The organism is Caulobacter sp. 10L414, assembly GCF_056395525.1.
The window spans coordinates 1-20,161 of sequence record NZ_JBFTJR010000015.1 but is presented as its reverse complement, the minus strand read 5'-3'; the positions used below and the strand labels follow the sequence as shown (position 1 = coordinate 20,161).

Annotated in this window: 16 protein-coding genes, 1 tRNA gene and 2 pseudogenes; 11 read left to right on the top strand and 8 right to left on the bottom strand. The window is 68.9% G+C overall.

Features of this window, described 5'->3' with window-relative positions; translation table 11 throughout:
- Window positions 1-215: 215 nt before the first annotated feature.
- Both AC1DCG_RS08180 and AC1DCG_RS08175 read right to left on the bottom strand, forming a co-directional pair.
- Window positions 216-701, bottom strand: a complete 486-nt coding sequence (locus AC1DCG_RS08180) for a VOC family protein (protein WP_477028532.1) — start codon at window positions 699-701, stop codon at window positions 216-218.
- 14 nt (window positions 702-715) lie between these two features.
- Window positions 716-1,546, bottom strand: coding sequence for an oxidoreductase (locus AC1DCG_RS08175; RefSeq protein WP_477028531.1), 831 nt, complete (start codon window positions 1,544-1,546; stop codon window positions 716-718).
- Between AC1DCG_RS08175 and AC1DCG_RS08170 the strand changes: the two are divergent.
- A pseudogene (locus AC1DCG_RS08170) lies at window positions 1,545-1,640 on the top strand (hypothetical protein); the annotation flags it as partial. The gene AC1DCG_RS08175 and the pseudogene AC1DCG_RS08170 sit on opposite strands and share 2 nt — an antisense overlap.
- A gap of 42 nt (window positions 1,641-1,682) precedes the next feature.
- Here AC1DCG_RS08170 and AC1DCG_RS08165 read toward each other — a convergent pair.
- Window positions 1,683-2,543 carry a TauD/TfdA dioxygenase family protein gene (locus tag AC1DCG_RS08165; protein ID WP_477028530.1) on the bottom strand — a complete coding sequence of 287 codons (861 nt, stop codon included), beginning with the start codon at window positions 2,541-2,543 and terminating at the stop codon, window positions 1,683-1,685.
- A 272-nt stretch (window positions 2,544-2,815) separates the two neighbouring features.
- On the opposite strand from AC1DCG_RS08165, the gene AC1DCG_RS08160 reads away from it, so the two are divergent.
- From AC1DCG_RS08160 to AC1DCG_RS08140, 5 genes are all read left to right on the top strand, one after another.
- Window positions 2,816-4,021 (top strand): aromatic ring-hydroxylating oxygenase subunit alpha, encoded by a 1,206-nt coding sequence (locus tag AC1DCG_RS08160; protein WP_477028529.1) that lies wholly within the window; start codon window positions 2,816-2,818, stop codon window positions 4,019-4,021.
- 1 nt (window position 4,022) lies between these two features.
- Complete coding sequence (ygiD, locus tag AC1DCG_RS08155) at window positions 4,023-4,829, top strand: 4,5-DOPA-extradiol-dioxygenase (RefSeq protein ID WP_477028528.1); 807 nt, start codon at window positions 4,023-4,025, stop codon at window positions 4,827-4,829.
- 12 nt (window positions 4,830-4,841) lie between these two features.
- Window positions 4,842-5,915 carry an acetamidase/formamidase family protein gene (locus tag AC1DCG_RS08150; RefSeq protein WP_477028527.1) on the top strand — a complete coding sequence of 358 codons (1,074 nt, stop codon included), beginning with the start codon at window positions 4,842-4,844 and terminating at the stop codon, window positions 5,913-5,915.
- Between the two features lie 6 nt (window positions 5,916-5,921).
- Window positions 5,922-6,887 (top strand): helix-turn-helix domain-containing protein, encoded by a 966-nt coding sequence (locus AC1DCG_RS08145; RefSeq protein WP_116567128.1) that lies wholly within the window; start codon window positions 5,922-5,924, stop codon window positions 6,885-6,887.
- 237 nt (window positions 6,888-7,124) lie between these two features.
- Window positions 7,125-7,901 (top strand): polysaccharide deacetylase family protein, encoded by a 777-nt coding sequence (locus AC1DCG_RS08140; RefSeq protein WP_477028526.1) that lies wholly within the window; start codon window positions 7,125-7,127, stop codon window positions 7,899-7,901.
- A gap of 191 nt (window positions 7,902-8,092) precedes the next feature.
- Here the strand turns inward: AC1DCG_RS08140 and AC1DCG_RS08135 are convergent, their stop codons facing one another.
- On the bottom strand, window positions 8,093-9,247 hold the full coding sequence (locus AC1DCG_RS08135; protein WP_477036593.1) for an aminotransferase: 1,155 nt from the start codon (window positions 9,245-9,247) through the stop codon (window positions 8,093-8,095).
- Window positions 9,248-9,448: 201 nt separating this feature from the next.
- On the opposite strand from AC1DCG_RS08135, the gene AC1DCG_RS08130 reads away from it, so the two are divergent.
- The 3 genes from AC1DCG_RS08130 (at window position 9,449) to AC1DCG_RS08120 (ending at window position 14,479) form a co-directional block, all read left to right on the top strand.
- Complete coding sequence (locus tag AC1DCG_RS08130; protein ID WP_101717094.1) at window positions 9,449-9,700, top strand: GlsB/YeaQ/YmgE family stress response membrane protein; 252 nt, start codon at window positions 9,449-9,451, stop codon at window positions 9,698-9,700.
- On the top strand, window positions 9,700-11,013 hold the full coding sequence (locus AC1DCG_RS08125; RefSeq protein WP_477028523.1) for a PQQ-dependent sugar dehydrogenase: 1,314 nt from the start codon (window positions 9,700-9,702) through the stop codon (window positions 11,011-11,013). The genes AC1DCG_RS08130 and AC1DCG_RS08125 overlap by 1 nt, the downstream gene beginning before the upstream one ends.
- A 484-nt stretch (window positions 11,014-11,497) precedes the next feature.
- Entirely contained in the window at window positions 11,498-14,479 is a 2,982-nt protein-coding gene (locus AC1DCG_RS08120; RefSeq protein ID WP_477028522.1) for a TonB-dependent receptor plug domain-containing protein, read from the top strand.
- Window positions 14,480-14,642: 163 nt separating this feature from the next.
- Here the strand turns inward: AC1DCG_RS08120 and typA are convergent, their stop codons facing one another.
- A complete protein-coding gene (typA, locus tag AC1DCG_RS08115) occupies window positions 14,643-16,478 on the bottom strand; it encodes a translational GTPase TypA (RefSeq protein ID WP_165260722.1) in 1,836 nt (611 codons plus the stop codon).
- A gap of 522 nt (window positions 16,479-17,000) precedes the next feature.
- Window positions 17,001-17,933 (bottom strand): N-formylglutamate amidohydrolase, encoded by a 933-nt coding sequence (locus AC1DCG_RS08110; protein ID WP_477028521.1) that lies wholly within the window; start codon window positions 17,931-17,933, stop codon window positions 17,001-17,003.
- Between the two features lie 151 nt (window positions 17,934-18,084).
- On the opposite strand from AC1DCG_RS08110, the gene cpdR reads away from it, so the two are divergent.
- Window positions 18,085-18,441, top strand: coding sequence for a cell cycle two-component system response regulator CpdR (gene cpdR / locus AC1DCG_RS08105; protein WP_058350243.1), 357 nt, complete (start codon window positions 18,085-18,087; stop codon window positions 18,439-18,441).
- A gap of 108 nt (window positions 18,442-18,549) precedes the next feature.
- Window positions 18,550-18,624: transfer RNA gene (locus AC1DCG_RS08100), tRNA-Val, on the top strand.
- 124 nt (window positions 18,625-18,748) lie between these two features.
- Here AC1DCG_RS08100 and AC1DCG_RS08095 read toward each other — a convergent pair.
- Both AC1DCG_RS08095 and AC1DCG_RS08090 read right to left on the bottom strand, forming a co-directional pair.
- A complete protein-coding gene (locus AC1DCG_RS08095; protein ID WP_477028520.1) occupies window positions 18,749-19,750 on the bottom strand; it encodes an AraC-like ligand-binding domain-containing protein in 1,002 nt (333 codons plus the stop codon).
- Window position 19,751: 1 nt separating this feature from the next.
- Window positions 19,752-20,161: pseudogene (locus AC1DCG_RS08090) on the bottom strand (hypothetical protein); the annotation flags it as partial.

Sequence of the window (20,161 nt, the reverse complement as noted above, 5' to 3'; positions counted from 1 at the left end):
GATGCGCCGGTGTTGGGTGCGGTGCAATATGGGGCTTCGCAGGTGCGAGGATGGCCGAGCCCGAACCTCATGGAACCTCCCCCTGTGGGGGAGGTGTCGCCGGAGGCGACGGTTGGGGGTGTAGGTGATGACCTTCCAGCGCTGCGGTAGCTGAGAATTTCCCCCCACCGGCCTTCGGCCGCCTCCCCCACAGGGGGAGGTTCCTTTGGGCGCGGCTACTCCCGGCTGAAGCTCGCCGGAATTTCCGGGTTCGCCCCCGCCTTGCCCCACAGCACGATCTCGTTGCCCCAGGGGTCGCGGAAGGCGTGGTTGTAGCCGTTGAACTCGGCCCAGTAGTGGTCGCGCCACAGCAGGGTCGCGCCCAGGTCTTGCGCGGTTCCCAGGATGCGGTCGGCGCTGTCGTCGTCGCTGATCAGGATCCAGATGCGCGGCTTGCGGCCATCGGTCGACAGGGTGCGCGGCTCGACCCCGGCGGGCTCCGGGTGAGGGCGGGCGTTGGCGGCGTCGAAGATGCCAAGGTGCAGGTTGCCGATCTGGCTGTCGGAGCCGTCGGGGTTCTTGAACTGACCGCCCGGGACCATGCGGTGATAGATCCCCTGCGGCCGGGCGTCGTTCTGCCAGCCGAACACCTTTGCATAGAACTCGCCGGCCTTGGCGGGGTCGTCGCTGGCCAGGTCGACGAAGATCAGGGTGTTGGTCACGGGGAAGTCCTCGTTCAGTCGAAGGCGATGGAAAGGGAGAGCTCGCGCCAGGCCTCGATGTCGGCCTTCAGGCCGTCGGCGGCGTAGGCGGCGTACTTCAGGGCGTCGTCGCCCAGCAGCAGGTGCAGGGGCGGGTTCTCGGCGTCGACGATCGCCAGCACGGCCAGCGCGGCCTTCTTCGGATCGCCGGGCTCGGATCCCGCATGGTCGGCCATGATCCGCTCGGCGTCGCGGGCCAGGCCCTCGTAGTCGGCGATCTTGTCGGCCACGATGGTCTTGGAGCCCTTGGCGAAGCTGGTGCGCAGGCCGCCCGGGGCGACATTGACGACCTTGACCCCCAGTTCGGCGACCTCGGCGGCCAGCGACTGGGTCAGGGCCTCCAGCGCCCACTTGCTGGCGCAATAGACGCCGGTGCCGGCCCAGACCGCCAGGCCCGAGACCGAGGTGATGTTGACGATCCGGCCCGCGCGCCGCGCCCGCATGGCCGGCAGCACGGCTTTCAGCACGGTCAGCGGCCCGAAGACATTGGTCTCGAACTGGGCGCGCACCTCGTCGAGCGAGGCCTCTTCCACCGCGCCGACCAGGCCGTAGCCGGCGTTGTTGACCAGCACGTCGATCTGGCCGGTCAGGGCTTCGGCGGCCTTCACCGCGTTCTCGACCGCGACCGGATCGGTGACGTCCATCACCAGGCCGTGGGCGCGGCCGGGCGCCAGGGCCTCGAAGGCGGCGACGTCGGCCTTCTTGCGCACCGTGCCGGCGACGACGTCGCCCCGCGCCAGCGCCGCCGCGGCGATCTCGCGCCCGAGCCCGCCGGACACGCCGGTGATCAGCCAGGTCTGGGTCATGTTCGCATTTCCTATTGCTCGTCATCCCGGCCGTAGCGCAGCGGAGAGCCGGGACCCAGGGGCGACAGCAGTGCGCCGGCTCCTGGGTCCCGGATAAGCCCTTCGGGCTTTCCGGGATGACGGCCTTTATTGCACTTCAGAACGGCGCGTCGCCCTTCACCCACAGGCGGTGCATGGTCCGGAAGTACTTCTTGTCGTCGTACAGGGTGCCGGTGTGCAGGGTACAGCGGTTGTCCCACATCAGGATGTCGCCGACGCGCCACTTGTGGCGGTGGACGAAGCGCTCCTGCGTCATGAACTCCACCAGCTCGTCCAGCAGGGCCAGGCCTTCCGGGCCGGGCTTGCCGATCACCTCGGTCACCGTGCCGGTCGAGGGCCACAGCGCCTTGCGGCCGTCGGCCGGGTGAGTGCGGATCAGCGGGTGCTCGACGTCGGGATTGGCCGCCTCCATCTCGGGCGACAGGATCTGGGCGCCGAACTCGCGGGTGGCCATGAAGTGCTTGTAGCTGTGGTGCAGGCGCAGCGGCAGCAGCTCGGCCTGCTTCTCGGCGCTCAAGGCCTCCCAGGCCGCGCAGCCGTCGGCCAGCAGGGTGTCGGAGCCTTCCTCCGGCGCCTCCACGCAATAGAGCATGGTCAGCATGACGGGCTGGGGCTTGTAGCTGTAGTCGGTGTGCCAGCCGACGCCGTCGTTGTGGGCCCCGATCGGCTTTCCGTCGACCACGCGGTTGGAGAGGATGAAGATCTTCGGATAGCCCGGCAGGGTGAAGCGGGTCTGGGTGTGGTCCTCCGGATCGCCGAACCGGCCGATGAAGGCCATCAGGTCGTCCGGGGTCATCTTCTGGTCGCGCACCAGCACCGCGCCGTGGGCGTGGAAGGCGGCGACCACGCCGTCGAGCTCGGCGTCGGTGGCGGTCGGCAGGTCGACGCCGAGGACCTCCGCGCCGAAGTCGTCTTTCAGCGGCTTCCTGGCCAGGACGGGCGGGGCTTCGGCAAGCATGGGGTCGACCTTTGGTGACTGTCTGGCGATGAGCCTAGGCGGCTGAAAAATCACGGTCTTGCCTCAGCGCGCACTGTCTCTTGCCTGCCTCTCGTGCGCGTATGGTCAAAAGCGGGGTCCTTGCGCAGCACGGCGACAGCAGCGCCCGATCGGCGGGCGACCATGCGGCCCGGGCCTGCCGCTGACCAAGTTTTCGTGCGCGCTGGAGCAAGACCGGGGCGGGGCGCTGCGCCAGCCTTGAGGGGTCTTCTCCCAAAAGCGAGCGCCCGGCCGTGACCCTGTTCAGCGACGCCTTCTTCGACGGGCTGTCCAGCTCCACCCACGAGGTGGGCGCGGCCGAGACCCTGCCGCCGGCCTGCTACACCGACGCTGAGTTCTACGAGTTCGAGAAGGCCGCCCTGTTCGACCGCGAATGGCTGTGCGTGGGCCGGGTGGACCAGGTGCAGGAGCCGGGCGACTTCTTCACCACCGAGATCGTCGGCGAGCCGATCCTGGTCACCCGCAACCGGGCCGGCGAGATCAAGGCGATGTCGTCGGTGTGCCAGCACCGCGCCATGCTGGTGGCCGAGGGCAAGGGCAACGCCCGCGGTTTCGTCTGCCCCTATCACCACTGGGTCTATTCGTTGAACGGCGACCTGGTGAACGCCCCGGCCATGGACCGCACCTGCGGCTTCGACAAGAAGAAGATCAGCCTGCCGACCTTCAAGGTCGAGATCTGGCTGGGCTTCATCTTCGTCAATTTCGATGCGGACGCCGAGCCCTTGGCTCCGCGCCTGGTCGCCGTCGAAGCCGCCATCGCCAATTTCGACCTGGAGGCCGCCGAGGCGCTCGAACCGATGACCGGCCAGTTCGCCTGGAACTGGAAGGTGATGTTCGAGAACAACAACGACGGCTACCACGCCAGCAAGCTGCATCGCGGCGTGCTGCACGACTTCATCCCCAGCGAGCTGGCCAGCTTCCCCGAGGCCGCGCCCGGCGATGCGGGCTTCCTGCGCTACAACGGCACCCTGCACCCGGACGCCAGCTTCAACCCGACCCAGAAGGCGGTGCTGCCGATCTTCCCCAAGCTGTCGGACGAGGACCGCGGCCGGGCGACCTTCGCCAACATCCCGCCGACCCTGTCGCTCGTCATGACCAGCGACATGGTCATCTACCTGATCCTGCGCCCCACGGGGCCTGAGACCATGGCCCAGGACACCGGCATCCTGGTCGCCCCCGGCGCGCGTGACAGCTACGGCTTCAAGGAGCGGCTGGAGATGATCATGACCTCGGCCGGCCAGATCATCGCCCAGGACATGCATGTCGACGAGCTGGTCCAGAAGGGCCTGCGTTCGCGCTTCGCCATCCGCGGCCGCTATTCCTGGCAGGAGGGGGCGCAGGTGCAGTTCAACCGCTGGCTCGCCCCGCGCTACCAGGCCCAGTGGGACCGGATGAAGGGCGCGCCCGCCGCGTCTTCCACCCCGGTGGAGGCCGCCTGAGATGACCTCGCGCCTTCCCGTCGTCTTCTTCGGTCACGGCAGCCCGATGATCGCGCTGGAGACCAACGACACCACCAAGACCTGGCGCGCCATGGCCGCCGAGATCGAGGCCAAGCACGGCAAGCCCAAGGCCATCCTCTGCGTCTCGGCTCACTGGATCACCCGGGGCGTCGGCGTCACGGCCATGACCCGCCCCCGCACCATCCACGACTTCGGCGCCTCGTTCCCCCGCGCCCTGTTCGAGGTGCAGTACCCCGCGCCGGGCTCGCCCGAGCTGGCCGCGCGGGTGCGCGACCTGCTGTCGCCCGAGGTTCCGGTGGTGCTGGACGAGCGCCAGTGGGGCCTGGATCACGGAACCTGGTCGGTGCTGTGCAAGGCGTATCCCGACGCCGACGTGCCGGTGATCCAGCTGTCGATGGACGGCACGAAGTCGCCCGACTGGCACTACGAGATGGGCAGGCGCCTGGCGCCGCTGCGTGACGAGGGCGTGCTGATCGTCGGCACCGGCAACATCGTCCACAACCTGCCGGCCATGGATTGGGGTGATCGGCACTGCGCGCCCTATGACTGGTCGCAGCGCTTCAACGAGGCGATCAAGGCGGCGATCGCGCACGACCAGCCGCTGACCGCCGTCGAATTCGAGAAGCTGGGCGAGGACGCCCGCCGGTCCGTGCCGACGCCCGACCACTACTGGCCGCTGCTCTATGTGCTGGGTGCGCGCCTGCCCGGCGACGTCGCCCGCTTTTCCCCCGACCACATCGAGCACGGCTCGCTGAGCATGACCAGCGTGACGCTGGCGGCCGCCTAAACGGAGATCCCGATGCCCTTCATCTGCGAACCCGGCCAGGTCCGCCCCGACGTCGCGCCCGGCGCCCTGCATCACCTGAAGGCCACGCCCGAGACCATCCACTGGGGCTATTTCGATCCGTCGATCAAGCCGGCCCTGCGCATCAAGAGCGGCGACCTGATCCAGGCCGAGGCCATCACCCACCACGCCGGCGACGCCCCCGAGCTGATGATGGACGAGGCGGTCACGCGCATCTTCACCGAAGTGCCGGAGGACGACCGCAATCCCGGCGTCCACATCATGACCGGGCCGATCTATGTCGAGGACGCCAAGCCCGGCGACGTGCTGGAGGTGCGCTATCTGCGCATGGTTCCGCGCAACCGCTACGGCTCCAACCTCGCGGCCAACTGGGGCTATCTCTACAAGGAGTTCGGCGAGAAGGAGCGGGTGACGATCTACGAGCTGGACGCCGACTTCAACACCGCCAGCGCCCTCTACGCCTACGACTTTCCGGGCAAGTACCTGACGCCGGGCACGATCACCAACTGCCCCGAATGCGACCGCCAGAGCGCGCTGCCGGGCGTGCGCATCCCGGCCCGGCCGCACCTGGGCACCGCCGGCGTCGCGCCGGCCGTCGACGGTCGCGTCAGCACCATCCCGCCCGGCCTGCACGGCGGCAATATCGACAACTGGCGCATCGGCGCGGGGGCGACGATGTACTATCCCGTTCAGGTGGAGGGCGGGCTGTTCTCCATCGGAGATCCCCACGTCAGCCAGGGCGATGGCGAACTTTCAGGCACCGCGATCGAAAGTTCGCTCAACGTCCTGATGCAGATCGTGCTGCGGAAGGATTTCGGGACCCCCGGGCCTTTGCTGGAGACCCCCAAGTGGTGGATCGTCCACGGGTTCGACGAGGACCTCAACGTGGCCATGAAGCAAGCCTCCCTCAACATGCTGAGCCTGCTGTCCGATCACGTGGGCCTGAGCAAGAACGACGCCTATTCGCTGATGAGCGTGGCCTCCGACTTCGGCGTCACCCAGGTGGTCGACGGCAAGCAGGGCTGCCACGTGCGCATCCCGCGCGACATCTTCCCGACCAAGGCCTGATCCGCCTTGCGGGCCTGGTCGTTCAGCACCGACAGCTATCCCCGGGCCGAGCGTTCGGACGCCTGGCGCGAGGCCATGTCGCGCCTGGGCCTGCCGGTCGAGGGGCTGTCGGAGCTGGAGCCGGCCTCGACCTCGGTGGTCTGCCTGACCAGCCCGCTGGGCATCGAGTTCGCCTTGGTCAACGCCGGGGCCCAGACCATCTCGGGCCGCCTGACCAACCAGCCGGCGGCGGTGTGGATGGCGGTGCTGCTCGACGGCCAGGCGGCGGTGGTCAGCGATGACCTGGCCGAAGACCTGACGGTGGGCGACATCGCCTTCGGCCCCACCGGCCAGGCCGCCGCCCTGCGGCTTTCCACCCGCTGCCGGCTGATGTTCGTCCGGGCGCCGCGCGTCGCTTTGAACCATCGCCTGGTCGCGCCGCGCGCCCTGCGCGTGGGCCGGCTGCGCGGGGAGGGCGGGGTCAAGCACATCCTGTCGGGCCTGCTGCGCTCGACCGCCGACTCGCTGGAGGACCTGACCGTCGACCAGCTGCGCCCCGTCGAGCTGGCCTTGGCCGAGTTCCTGGGCCTGTGCCTGCTGGAAGCCGGCGAGGAGCGCGGCGCGGCCTGGCCGACCGACGCCCGCAGCGCCCACCTGCAGCGCCTGCGCCAGACCATCGAGACCCTGCTGCCCGACCCCAACCTGACCATCCGCCGGGTGGCCGACGAGGAGGGCGTCTCGCCGCGCTACGTGCAGAAGCTGTTTGAGGGCGTCGAGGAGACCTTCAGCCATTACCTGCGCACCCGACGCCTCGAGCGCTGCCGCAACGACCTGGCCAGCCCGCAGTTCGCGCGCCTCTCGATCTCGGAGATCTGCTTTCGCTGGGGCTTCAACGGCAGCGCCCACTTCAGCCGCGCCTTCCGCGACCAGTACGGCTGCTCGCCGAGGGATTTCCGCCGCAGCGTGCGGGACGAGGAGCGGGTGGCGGCCTGAGGGGCCTCGCTACTCGGCACCACTCGTTGTCATCCCGGCCGCAGCGAAGCGGAGCGCCGGGATCTCCCACGGTTGCCGATCTTGCTGACGTGGGAGATCCCGGCTCTACGGGCCGCTAAGGCGCCCCTCCGGCCGGGATGACAGTGGAGGGAAGGGGAAATTCGTTTTCCTTAATCCCGTTGCCTCCTTCCCCGGCCGCCCCTAGCGTCCCCCCACAACAACGGGGGAGGGCGGCCGATGAAGGCGCTGCTGGCGATCGTCATGAGCCTGGCGTGCGGGATCACCGCCGCCAACGCCGCCCAATGGCCGAACGGCGCCAAGGCGGCCGTGGCCTTGACCTATGACGACGCCCTGGCCTCGCAGCTCGACAACGCCGTCCCGGCGCTGGATGCGGCGGGCCTCAAGGGCAGCTTCTTCCTGTCGGGCGTGAAGGCGGCCGACCTTCCGCGCTGGCGCGCCGTCGCCGCCGGAGGGCACGAGCTGGCCAACCACACGATCTTCCACGCCTGCCCGGCCGCCAGCTTTCCGGCCGATCCGCGCTACGTGGCCGAGGCCTACACCCCCGCCAGCCTGCTCAAGGAGATCGAGCAGCAGAACGTCCTGCTGACCGCCATCGACGGCAAGGCCCGCCACGGCTTCGCCACGCCCTGCGGGGCCAGCAAGGCCGGCGGGGTCGATTATCTGGAGGCGCTGCGGGCCTCAGGCCTGGTGACCTATGCGCGGGGCGTGGTGACGACGCCGGAGGACCTGGCCGGCGCGAAGATCGACCCGATGCACGTGCCCTCGCGCGGCTTTCCCGAAGGCGTCACCGGCGCCCAGCTGATCGACTTCGCCAAGAGCGCCGCGGCCGGCGGCGGCGCAGCGGTGTTCCTGTTCCATGGCGTGGGCGGGGATTACCTGCAGGTGTCCAATCCGGCGCACCAGGAACTGCTGGCCTGGCTGAAGGCGCATCCGAAAGAGGTCTGGGTCGCGCCGTTGCAGGAGGTGATGGACTGGGCCGCGGCGCATCCTTGATGGGGCCTTCCCCAGCCACCCCAAAGCTCGTCATCCCGGCCGTAGCGTAGCGAAGAGCCGGGACCCAGGAGACTGGGCGCGATGGCGGGGTTCTCCGCCAGGGCGGTCGTCGGCGCTGTGCGGCGGCCCCTGGGTCCCGGATAAGCGCTGCGCGCTTTCCGGGATGACGATGAAGGGGGCGTAAGAGGACCTTACCCGCCCTTCGCCCGCGCCAGCCGCTCCACCGCCGCGTCCAGCACGTCGTCGCCCTTGGCGAAGCACAGCCGCAGCACGCTGGTCACCGGATCCTCCGCGTAGAAGGCCGACACCGGAATGGCCGCCACGCCGTGCTCGCGCACCGCCCGCAACGCGAAGGCGCGGTCGGGCTCGTCGACGCCCGAGGCGGCCAGGTCGACATTGAGGAAGTAGGTGCCGCCGCTGCTCAGCACGGTGAAACCCGCCTGCCGCAGGCCCGTCGCCAGCCGGTCGCGCGAGCGCTGCAGGCCGGCGGGCATGGCCTCGAACCAGTCGCCCGGCTCGTCCAGCCCGAAGGCGACGGCGGCCTGCAGGTTGGGCGGGGTGGTGAAGGTCAGGAACTGGTGGGCGCCGGCCAGCGCGCGGGCCAGGGGCGGGGCGGCGCACAGGAAGCCGACCTTCCAGCCGGTCATGCCGAACATCTTGCCGGCCGAACCGATCTTGACCGTCCGCTCGCGCATGCCGGGGAAACTCATCAGCGGCCGGTGGATCCGGCCGTCGAAGACCACGGCCTCCCACACCTCGTCGCAGACGGCCGTGACGTCGAAGCGCACGCAGAACTGCGCGAGCAGAGCCAGGTCCTCGTCGGGCATGACGACGCCGGCCGGGTTCAGCGGGCTGTTGAGCACCACCATCCTGGTCCGCTCGCTGAACGCCGCCTCCAGCATCGCCTGGTCGAACCGCCAGTGCGGCGGGGTCAGGCGCACCAGGCGCGGGATCCCGCCCGCGCGCCGCACCATCGGCAGATAAGCGTCGTAGAGCGGCTGGAACAGCACCACCTCGTCGCCGGGCGAGATCAAGCTGAGGAAGGCCGCCGCCAGCGCCTCGGTCGCGCCCGAGGTGACGATGACCTCGCGGTCGGGATCAAGGTCCAGGCCCTGAGCGCGGCCATAGTGGCCGGCTGCGGCGCGGCGCAGTTCCGGCAGGCCGCGCATCGGCGGATACTGGTTGGAGCCCTCGATCAGCGCCTGCCCGGCCTTGCGCCGCAGGGCGATCGGTCCCTGGTCGTCCGGGAAGCCCTGGCCCAGGTTGATCGCCCCCAGCTCACGGGCGAGACCGCTCATCTCCTCGAACACGGTGACGGGCAGGTCGGCGAAGACGGGGTGGACCATGGGGCGCTCGTGATGTGGGCGGCGACCTTGGCGCGGGCTGGCGCGAGAGCCAAGACTTTCCGCCGCGCCGACCCCCTCCGGCCCTCCGGGCCACCTCCCCCAGAGGGGGAGCTGTCGCGGAGCGACTGAGGGGGGGCAAGGCAACCTCTGCCGCACTCCGCGCATTTCCCTCACCGCCAAGGGCTGCAGGAGGAAGACGGCATGAACGGCGTGGGTTTCATCGGCGCGATCATCATCGGTATCTTCGCCGGATGGCTGGCCGAGAAGATCATGAAGCGCGACCACGGGCTGCTGACCAATCTGGTCGTGGGTCTGGTCGGGTCGCTGATCGGCGCCTTCCTGGCCAGCATGCTGGGCCTGGGCGCGACAGGCTGGATCGGCAGCCTGGTGGTTTCGACCGTCGGCGCGGTGGTGCTGCTGGCCCTGCTGGGCCTGTTCCGCCGGCGCGCCTGATGCAGCGCCTGCTGGTCGTCGCCGCGAGCGCGGCGGCGCTGAGCCTGGCGGCCTGCGGCGAGCGGGCCGACCTCGACGTGGCCGCCGGCACCGGCGCGAACCCGCAGTTGCCGGCGCCCAAGAAGACGCTGCTGCCGACGGTCAACATCGCGCCCGCCAGGGGCTGGCCGGCCGGCGGCGCGCCGCGTCCGGCCGAAGGGCTGGTCGTGCAGGCCTTCGCCGACAAGCTGGATCATCCGCGCTGGATCCACGTGCTGCCCAACGGCGACGTGCTGGTGGCCGAGACCAACGCCCCGCCCAAGCCCGAGGACGGCAAGGGCCTGAAGGCCAAGATCCAGGGGATGGTGATGAAGCGCGCGGGCGCGGCGACCAAGAGCGCCAACCGCATCACCCTGCTGCGCGACACCGACGGCGACGGCGTCGCCGACCTGCGCTCGACCTTCCTGTCGGGCCTCAATTCGCCGTTCGGCATGGCCCTGGTGGGCGAGACCTTCTACGTGGCCGACACCGACGCGTTGCTGGCCTTTCCGTACAAGGCAGGCGAGACCGCCATCACCGCGCCGCGCCGGCGGGTGACCGACCTGCCGGCCGGGCCGCGCAACCACCACTGGACCAAGAGTCTGATCGCCAGCCGCGACGGGACGCGCCTCTACGCAACCGTCGGCTCCAACAGCAATGTCGGCGAGAACGGCCTGGCGGAAGAAGAGGGCAGGGCCGCCATCTGGGAAATCGATGTGGCCACCGGCGCCAAGCGGCTGTTCGCCACCGGCCTGCGCAATCCCAACGGCATGGACTGGGAGCCGACCTCCGGCGCGCTGTGGACGGTGGTCAACGAGCGCGACGAGATCGGCAGCGATCTGGTGCCCGACTACATGACCTCGGTGAAGGACGGCGGGTTCTACGGCTGGCCCTACAGCTATTACGGCCAGCATGTGGACGCGCGGGTCAAGCCGCAGCGGCCGGACCTGGTGGCCCGGGCGATCAAGCCGGACTATGCGCTGGGGCCGCACACCGCCTCGCTGGGCCTGGCCTTCGACGGCGGCTCGGCCCTGCTTGGGCCGTCGCGCGGCGGGGCGTTCATCGGCCAGCACGGGTCGTGGAACCGCAAGCCCCACAGCGGCTACAAGGTAGTCTTCGTGCCCTTCGCCGGCGGCAAGCCGTCGGGTCCGCCGAAGGACATCCTGACAGGCTTCCTCAACGCCGACGGCGAGGCCCTGGGGCGGCCGGTGGGCGTGGCGCTCGACACGCGCGGCGGCCTGCTGGTGGCCGACGATGTCGGCGACGTCATCTGGCGGGTCTCCCGGCGGCGCTGAGGTGATCGCCCGCTTCCCTGCCCGCGCGGCGATCGGGCGGAACGATACGTTCATGGGAAGGCGGGGGCGGCGCGCTCTGATTCACCCGCAAACGTCTGCGGCGCCCAAAAGCCGGGCGGTCGCGGAGCCGTCCGATCCGCCTCCAGCGGCGAGACGCTGTCATTCACAACCTTCGAGATGGAGAAGGTATCCGGCAGTATCTATGTATTTCTAGAATGAATTCACAAAACTATTAAATAGAATACATGTCTTTCGGTCGCGAGATAACGGCCGAACTGTGACGAACTAATGTCCTGCCCATGATCTTCGGCGGCGAACTATTGCCGACGAAGGCGGCTTTGCCGGGAAATATGGATGAAAAGCCGACTTGAAGGGCGTGTTCGCGCTCCCTGGCCGGCTTCGACGTCCTAAAGACCCCGTCAGAGCAGGAGCTTCGCGAGGGGCGAAGTTTCCACGCACACCTATCCATGGGGGCATACTCTAGATGCTTGATCGCAAGTTGCTGCTGGCCTCGTCGGTGATCGCCGGCCTGGGGCTGGCGCCCGTCGGCGCCTGGGCGCAGACGCAAACCCAGGCTTCGGCCAAATCCGAAAAGGCCGCGGAAGACGGCGACGCCGTCGAGGCCATCGTCGTCACCGGCTCGCGCATCAAGCGCAACGCCTACAACAGCGCCTCGCCGATCCAGGTGATCACCTCGGAACAGAGTGAACTGGAGGGCCTGGTCAACACCACCGAGATCATCCAGAGCTCGTCTCTGGCCAGCGGCTCGTTCCAGGTGGCCGACGAACTGACCGGCTACAACGTCACCGGCGGCCCGGGCGTGAACACCATCTCGCTGCGGGGCCTGGGCGCCAACCGCACCCTGGTGCTGCTGAACGGCCGTCGCCTGACGCCGTCGGGCGTGCGCGGCACGGTCGGCCCGGTCGACCTGAACACCATCCCCAACGCGATGATCGACCGCGTCGAGATCCTCAAGGACGGCGCCTCGTCGATCTACGGCTCGGACGCCGTGGCCGGCGTCGTCAACTACATCACCAAGACCGACTATGACGGCGGCCGGGTGCGGGTCTACGGCAACGCGCCCTTCGCCAAGGGCGGCGGCGGCCAGGAGTATTCGGCCGAAGCCTCGTGGGGCAAGACCTTCGACCGCGGCTACATCAGCGCCTCGGCCAGCTACTACAAGCAGATGGCCCTGCGTCGCGGCGACCGCGACTACACCAGCTGCTCGGCCGACAACTACTACAGCACCACCAACGGCGCCCGCGTCGACCTGACCGATCCGGCCACCGGCGACTACAAGTGCTTCAACCAGATCAACAACGTCGCCTACACCAGCGGCTACGGCGGCTACTTCCAGTACATGCAGCCGGGCACGAGCTACTCGTACACCGGCAACACCGCCCCGGGCTTCGTGGCCAGCAACGCCGCCTTTGCCAACCTCGCCCGCGTGGCGCGCGCCAACTATCCGGAGACCTACCGGGTCGCCAACTACGACTCGTCGGTCTGGCAGCGGGCCACGGTGATCAGCCCGGTCGAGCGGGCCAGCTTCTACGTGACCGGCGGCTATGACCTGGGCGCCGGCGTCGAGGCCTATGGCGAGTTCCTCTACAACCGCCGCAACTCCGAACAGAACGGCGCCCGCCAGCTGTTCCCCACCGTCGCCACGACCAACCCGAACAACATCTTCGGTGCGGCCGGCGGCACGGCCTATCCGGTCATCGCGGTGGCCTACGACTCGATCCAGAAGGTCGACTACTACCGCGGCCTGGGCGGCCTGCGCGGCGACTTCAAGTTCCTGGAAGGCTCCAAGCTGGGCTTCCTGAGCGGCTGGGACTGGGACGTCTATGGCCAGTACGGCAAGTCGGACGGCACCTATTCGGTCAGCTCGATCAACAGCGACGCCATCGCCGCCACCACGGCCGCCGGCGCGACCAACTACTGCGTCCAGTCGCTGGTGACGATCTCGGGCGGCGACTGCTCGACCCTGCCCACCGGCATCCCGTGGTTCAGCTCGCGCGTCCTGGCCGGCCAGTTCACCGACGCCGAAAAGGCCTTCCTGTTCGGCGTGGACGTGGGTCACACCACCTATGAGCAGTCGCTGGTCGAGGCCAGCTTCTCGGGCGAGCTGTTCAGCCTGCCGGCCGGCAAGGTCGGGGCCGCCTTCGGCTTCACCTATCGTCACGACGACTTCGACGACAGCCCGGGCACGGCGTCGCTGAACAACAACAACTGGAACCTGACCCGCGCCGGCCACACCTTCGGCACGGACACGACGACMGAGGCCTTCGCCGAAATCGACGTGCCGGTGCTGAAGGACCTGTTCCTGGTCAAGAGCCTGGACCTGCAGGTCTCGGGCCGTCACACCGAGGTCGACAGCTACGGCGACAGCGACACCTACAAGATCGGCCTGAACTGGCAGATCACCCCGACCTGGCGCCTGCGCATGAGCGACGGCACCTCGTTCCGCGCCCCGTCGCTGTACGAGCTCTACCTCGCCGACCAGACGGGCTACAGTGTCGCCGATCCCTGCATCCTGTACGGCAGCAGCGGCGCCAGCCAGACCATCGTCACCAACTGCGCCGCCCAGGGCGTGTCGGCCACCCAGGCCAGCTACTCCACCCTGGTCACGGCCGGCGGCGGCAAGGGCATCCTGAAGGCCGAGACCTCGGAGTCGAAGACCATCGGCGTGGTGTTCACCCCGAGCTTCATCAACCTGAAGGTCGCGGTCGACTACGCCGAAATCGACATCAGCAACGAGATCACCCAGTTCGGCGCCGCCAAGATCGCCGCCCGCTGCTACGAGTCGGTGGGCCTCTCCAGCCCGTTCTGCTCGCTGGTGACGCGCGATCCGACCACGCACCTGCTGACCCTGGTCAAGAACGACTACGTCAACGTCGCCTCGCAGAAGAGCCGCGCGATCGACCTGACCACCGACTACCGCCACGACTTCGACAACGGCGGGCAGCTCTATTTCAACAGCCAGTTCAGCTGGCAGCTGCAGGACACCTCCAACCTGTTCGGCGAGACCGAGGAGGACGACTACAACGGCACGACCTACATCTACGATGGTCCCGACTTCTCGGGTAAGGCCAGCCTGTCGTACCGCAAGGGGCCGTGGACCTACACTTGGTCGTCGACCATCACCGGCAAGGCCTCGGACGCCGAGATCCTGGGCGACACCGTGGGCAGCGCCAAGTACGCCACCTCGACCAGCTACGACTACGTGGTCGGCTCGACGTACTACAAGTACGTCCACGTGAAGTACCACACCGAGTTCATGGCCTATCACAACGTCTCGGCCCGCAAGCAGATCGACGACAAGACGACCATGACCTTCGGCGTGCAGAACCTGTTCGACGAGGCCCCGCCCTCGATCTCGAGCAGCTATCGCGTCGGCAACTCGGAAATCTGGGGCTACGAGCTGCGGGGCCGTCGCGGCTTCCTCAGCATCGAGCGCAGCTGGTAAGCGCACCCCGGCCTGAAAGCCGGAAAGGCCGTCGCCCCGCCGGGCGGCGGCCTTTTCTTTTGGATCCTCTCCAACGAGCGGGGGAGGAGCGCGGCAGGCACGAAAAAGGCCGCCGACCCGAAGGTCGGCGGCCCGTTTCAGATCCCGAAGGACCCTGCGAAGACTAGTCTTCCTTCACGCGCTTCTTGCGGAACGAGGGGTTCAGCGTCTGCTTGCGGAGGCGGATGTTCTTCGGGGTCACTTCGACCAGCTCGTCTTCCTCGATGTAGGCGATGGCCTGCTCGAGGGTCATCTTGCGCGGCGGGGTCAGGCGGATCGACTCGTCCTTGCCCGAGGCGCGGACGTTGGTCAGCTGCTTGGCCTTCATCGGGTTGACGTCCATGTCATCCTGGCGGCTGTTCTCGCCGATGATCATGCCCTGATAGGTCTTCTCGCCGGCGCCGACGAACATCACGCCGCGCTCTTCCAGGTTCCACAGCGCGTAGGCGGCGGTTTCCCCGTCCGAGTTGCTGATCAGCACGCCCTTGCGCTGCTGGTCGATGGCGCCCTTGTAGGCTTCGTAGTGGCTGAACACGCGGTTCAGCACGCCCGAACCGCGGGTGTCGGTCAGGAATTCGCCCTGGTAGCCGATCAGCGAGCGCGACGGGGCGGTCAGCTGGATGCGGGTCTTGCCCGCGCCCGACGGGCCCATGTCGCGCAGCTCGGCCTTACGCAGCGACAGCTTCTCGATGACGATGCCCGAGAACTCGTCGTCGACGTCGATCATGACGTCTTCCATCGGCTCCAGGCGCTTGCCGGTTTCCGGATCGGCCTGGAACACGACGCGCGGACGCGAGATCGAGACCTCGAAGCCTTCGCGGCGCATGTTTTCGATCAGCACGCCCAGCTGCAGTTCGCCGCGGCCCGACACTTCATAGGCGTCGCCTTCGGTGCTCTCGGTGACGCGGATGGCGACGTTGCTCTCGGCTTCCTTCAGCAGGCGGTCGCGGATGACGCGCGACTGGACCTTGTCGCCTTCACGGCCGGCCAGCGGGCTGTCGTTGACCGAGACGGTCATCGAGATGGTCGGCGGGTCGATCGGCTGCGAGGGCAGGGCCTCGGTGACTTCCAGGGCGCACAGGGTGTCGGCCACGGTCGCCTTGCTCATGCCGGCGATGGCGACGATGTCGCCAGCTTCCGCGCCCTCGTCGATCGGCTGGCGCTTCAGGCCGCGGAAGGCCAGCACCTTGGTGATGCGGCCGCGCTCGATTTCCTTGCCGTTGCGGTCCAGGGCGTGGATGGCCATGCCCGGGACGGCCTTGCCGCTCTCGATGCGGCCGGTCAGCAGGCGGCCCAGGAACGGGTCGCTTTCGATCAGCACGTTCAGGATCTGGAACGGCTCGTCGCGCTTGGCGATCTGCTTGGGTTCCGGCACGTGGCGGACGATCAGGTCGAACAGCGGGGCGAGGTTGTCGCTCGGCACGTTCAGGTCCAGCGTGGCCCAGCCCGAGCGGCCCGAGGCGTAGATGTGCGGGAAGTCCAGCTGCTCGTCCGTGGCGCCGATGGCGGCGAACAGGTCGAAGGCGGCGTTGTGCACGCGGTCCGGATCGGCGTGGGCGCGGTCGACCTTGTTGATGCAGAGGATCGGGCGCAGGCCCATCTTCAGCGCCTTGGTCAGCACGAACTTGGTCTGCGGCATGACGCCTTCTTCGGCGTCGATCAGCAGGACGCAGCCGTCCACCATGCCGAGGATCCGCTCGACCTCGCCGCCGAAGTCGGCGTGTCCGGGGGTGTCGATGATGTTGATGCGGGTTTCGCCCGCTTCACCATTCCACAGGACGCTGGTGCACTTGGCCAGGATGGTGATGCCGCGCTCGCGCTCCTGGTCGTTGGAGTCCATGGCGCGTTCGGTCGTCGCCTCGTTGGCGCGGAACACGCCCGACTGGGCCAGCAGCTGGTCGACGAGGGTGGTCTTGCCATGATCGACGTGCGCGATGATGGCGATATTTCGCATGGACATGGGAGGACGGCGGGCTTTCGGAGAAAATCGGATGAGACGCTGCGCGCGTCAGGCGCGCGGCTTTTACGCGACTGCGCTGCGTTTATCCACCCCGTGCGTAAGGCGCCTTATGTCGCGGTTACCGGTGTCATCTCGCAAACCCTTATTCCTACCGGGTTTGAGGTGGTTTCTGGCGGTTGTCGTTTCTTTGGCAACTAATGCTGCAGCGCAGCAATGCCTATTTTATGGTCAAGCTTGAAGATCGGCGTTCTCCGATCCTTGCTGTGCATGGGGTTGCTTCATGTTGTCGCGGAAAATTCGACAACGTTGTCCAACTTTCCGCTTGCTCGATTTCGCAGCGCACCCTATAAGGAAGGTGTGAGGCGGCGCTGCCGCTTCTGCCCTTCCTGGGCGTTTCCTCCCTAATGAACTAGCCCGGCCTTACCGCCGGGCTTTTTTTTGGCCTGAGCCCGACGCGGCGCGAGTTTGCAGCCCTTTGCGGCGGTTTGCGGGCGCAAGGGGCCTCGCGCCCGCTCGTTTTCCCTATTTCAGCGCCGCCCAGTCCGCCTGCGTCAGCAGCGCGGTCAACTGCTCCACGCGCGCGGTCAGCACCGCCAGGCCCTCGGTCGGCTCGCGCGTCGTCTCGTTCATGTAGAGCGCGCGGTTGATCTCGATCTGCAGCGCATGGGTGCGGCGGGCCGGCCGGCCGTAATGCTCGGTGGTGTAGCCGCCGGCATAGGGGCTGTTGCGGGCCACGCGATAGCCCATGGCCTCCAGGGCCTCCTCGACCAGCTTGGTCAGGCCCGGCGCGCAGGCCGCGCCGAAGCGGTCGCCCAGCACGATGTCGCACGGGCCGCCGACCCTGGCCCGGGTGCCGCGCGTCGCGGCCGCCGGCATCGAGTGCCAGTCGATCAGCACCGCCAGGCCGTGGGCGGCGCGGGCCTGGGCCAGGAGGCGGTCGAGCATGTCGTGATAGGGGCGGTGGCCGTGCTCGACCCGGGCCTTGGCCTCCTCGAAGGTCAGCTTGCGGGCGTAGATCGGCCGGCCGTCGGCGACGCGGGCGATCGCGCCCAGGCCGGCGGCGACGCGCGCGGTGCGGCCGCGGGCGAACTCGGGCAGGGCGTCGTCCTCGAACATCGCCGGGTCCAGTTCCCACGGGTCGCGGTTGAGGTCGATATAGGCGCGGGCCAGGCGCGAGCGGATCGTGGCCACGCCCCGCGCCGGGGCCCCGGCGATCAGCCGGTCGACGAAGGCGTCCTCCGAGCCTCTCAGCACCGTCTCGGGCAGGCGGGCGGCGGCCATCATCTCCGGCGGATACTGGGCGCCCGAATGCGGCGAGGCGAACACCACGGGCGTCGGCGCGGGCGAGCCGTCCGGCGCGGCGCGCACGGCCTCGAACGCCGGTTCGCGCCCGAGCGCGGCTCCGCCGGCCTGGGCGGAGGCCGTTTCCGGCGTGATCGGATCCCATGCGTTCATGCGTCACATAGTCGAGGGCGCCGGGCTTGCGGTCAAATGCCCTCGCGCCCTGTCGTATCTGTGGACGGACCGCGCCGGTTCACCGGCGATTTACCGTCCTGGACATAAGATTCGGGCTCCAGAGACGAGATCCAACGGACACGTAAGCGACATGGCCCGCATCCTCCTCGCCGAAGACGACGACTCGCTGCGGGGCTTCCTGGCCCGGGCGTTGGAACGGGCAGGCTTCGAAGTCACCGCCTGCGCCGACGGCGAAGAGGCCGTCAGCCACCTCGAGCATCCGTGGGACCTGCTGCTGACCGACATCGTCATGCCCGGCATGGACGGCATCGAAGTGGCGCGCCAGGCCGCCGCCCGCGACCCGGCCCTGCGCATCATGTTCATCACCGGCTTCGCCGCCGTGGCCCTTTCGGCCCAGGATCGCGCGCCGGCCGGCGCCAAGGTGCTGTCCAAGCCCGTCCACCTGCGCGACCTCGTTTCCGAGGTCGAAAAGATGATGGCGGCATAAGGCGCGAAAAAGTTTTCAAGGCGGCTTGCGCACCGGCCAAGCCGCCGCTATACCCCCACACCTTCCCGGCCGGGACGCCTTCACGAAGGCGCTTCGGATCGCTTCGGCGGACGCGTAGCTCAGCGGGAGAGCACTACGTTGACATCGTAGGGGTCACAGGTTCAATCCCTGTCGCGTCCACCATCCCTTCTCTTCATTCAGTTCGATTTGAAGCGCCGCCAGCGCATGCGTGCGCGGCTTTTCGCGCGTCCGGGCATGGGCGGGCCTTCGGCGCAGATCGAATCGCGGGCTCAGGCGCGCGGCGCCCTCATCCCAGTTCTCCGAGCCAGCCGTCCCAGCGTCGTTTGCTGACGCCGGGATCGTCGCGCGGTTTGTCGGCCAGGGCGGAGCGGTAGGCCTGCAGGCTGTCGCCATAGGCCTCGGCGAACAGGCGGGCCATCTGGGCGGGGCTGGAGAAGCCCAGGCGTTCGGCCAGGGCGGCGTCGTTCGGGGCGGCGGGGTCGCGGGCGTCGAGCACGCGGCGCAGGGCGTCCAGGCGCGTCAGCTGGATGAAGCGGGCCACGCCGCCCTGCTTTTCGAACAGGCGATAGAGCGACGAGCGCGAGATGCCGGCCCCGGCGGCGATGGCCTCGACCGACAGCGACCGGTCCGCCAGGCGCGGAATGACGAAGCGGCGCACCGCCTCGCGGCGCGAGAGGTCGCGGCGCTGGTCCTCGCGGCCGACCCGCGCCGCGTCGCCGCCCACCGACGAGAGGATGTCGACGAAGGCGCGGCCCAGGGCGGGCAGGGCGGCCGAGCCCAGGGTGTCGCCGTGACGGGCCAGCGAGGCCAGGAAGTCGGCCAGGACCAGATTGTCCGGCGGGGCGAGGATCTGGCCGTGCAGGCGGCCGGCCGGGCCCATCGCCGCCTCGATCACGTCGCGGGCGATGCTGGCGGTCAGGATCCGGGCGTCGTCGTGCTCGGTGCGCATCGGCCGGCGGGTGTCGAGCAGCACGCTGGTTCCGGGTCCCAGGACGCGCGGCGGCCCGGGGACCTCCAGGCGCACCTGGCCGTCCAGCACGTGGGTCAGCACGAAGTGGTCGAAGCCGTCGCCGGCGATCCGCTCGCGGCGGGCGTGGACGACGCCCGACAGCCGGCGCTCGAACAGCAGCACCTTGTCCAGTCGCCAGCCGCGCACCTGGGCGAAGAACCGGCCCTCGCCGCGGCTGACGTCGGAGCCGCGCGAATAGAGGGTCGCATAGAGGGCGAAGGCCTCGTCGGAGGGATGGTCGTCGCTGGAGAAGCGGAAACTGTCGGTGGCGGTGGGCATGTCAGGCGCCGGCGGCCTCGCGGGTTTCGCGGGCCAGGGCTCGCCACGCCCCCGCGCCGAGGGCGGCGGCCAGCGTCGCCAGGGTCGCCGCCAGCACCGTGACCAGCGCCAGGGCCATGGCCAGGCCGTGCGGGCCCGTGAACAGGCGATCGCTGACCAGGCCGGTCAGCAGCGGGCCAAAGCCCAGTCCGGCCACGGTGACGAAAGCCAGGTAGAGGCCGTTCATCGCCGGGCGCAGGGGCGGGGGGCTCAGCGGCTGCAGGCCGGCCAGGGCGGCCAGCGCCGCGCCGCCGCCGCCCGCGGTGATCAGGAACAGCGCGCCGGCCGCGGTGAAGGGGGCGGCGGCGCCCGCCAGCAGCACGGCCCCGAGGACGGCCGTGGCGAGGCCGCCGGCCAACACCAGGGCCGGGC

What these genes read in the sequence shown, in the direction of transcription:
- AC1DCG_RS08130 (WP_101717094.1), top strand. Translation starts at nt 9,449, where the DNA reads ATGAACGGCGTGGGTTTCATCGGCGCGATCATCATCGGTATCTTCGCC.
- AC1DCG_RS08140 (WP_477028526.1), top strand. Translation starts at nt 7,125, where the DNA reads ATGAAGGCGCTGCTGGCGATCGTCATGAGCCTGGCGTGCGGGATCACC.
- AC1DCG_RS08095 (WP_477028520.1), bottom strand. Translation starts at nt 19,750, where the DNA reads ATGCCCACCGCCACCGACAGTTTCCGCTTCTCCAGCGACGACCATCCC.
- typA (WP_165260722.1), bottom strand. Translation starts at nt 16,478, where the DNA reads ATGTCCATGCGAAATATCGCCATCATCGCGCACGTCGATCATGGCAAG.
- AC1DCG_RS08110 (WP_477028521.1), bottom strand. Translation starts at nt 17,933, where the DNA reads ATGAACGCATGGGATCCGATCACGCCGGAAACGGCCTCCGCCCAGGCC.
- AC1DCG_RS08175 (WP_477028531.1), bottom strand. Translation starts at nt 1,546, where the DNA reads ATGACCCAGACCTGGCTGATCACCGGCGTGTCCGGCGGGCTCGGGCGC.
- AC1DCG_RS08150 (WP_477028527.1), top strand. Translation starts at nt 4,842, where the DNA reads ATGCCCTTCATCTGCGAACCCGGCCAGGTCCGCCCCGACGTCGCGCCC.
- ygiD (WP_477028528.1), top strand. Translation starts at nt 4,023, where the DNA reads ATGACCTCGCGCCTTCCCGTCGTCTTCTTCGGTCACGGCAGCCCGATG.
- AC1DCG_RS08125 (WP_477028523.1), top strand. Translation starts at nt 9,700, where the DNA reads ATGCAGCGCCTGCTGGTCGTCGCCGCGAGCGCGGCGGCGCTGAGCCTG.
- AC1DCG_RS08135 (WP_477036593.1), bottom strand. Translation starts at nt 9,247, where the DNA reads ATGGTCCACCCCGTCTTCGCCGACCTGCCCGTCACCGTGTTCGAGGAG.
- cpdR (WP_058350243.1), top strand. Translation starts at nt 18,085, where the DNA reads ATGGCCCGCATCCTCCTCGCCGAAGACGACGACTCGCTGCGGGGCTTC.
- AC1DCG_RS08165 (WP_477028530.1), bottom strand. Translation starts at nt 2,543, where the DNA reads ATGCTTGCCGAAGCCCCGCCCGTCCTGGCCAGGAAGCCGCTGAAAGAC.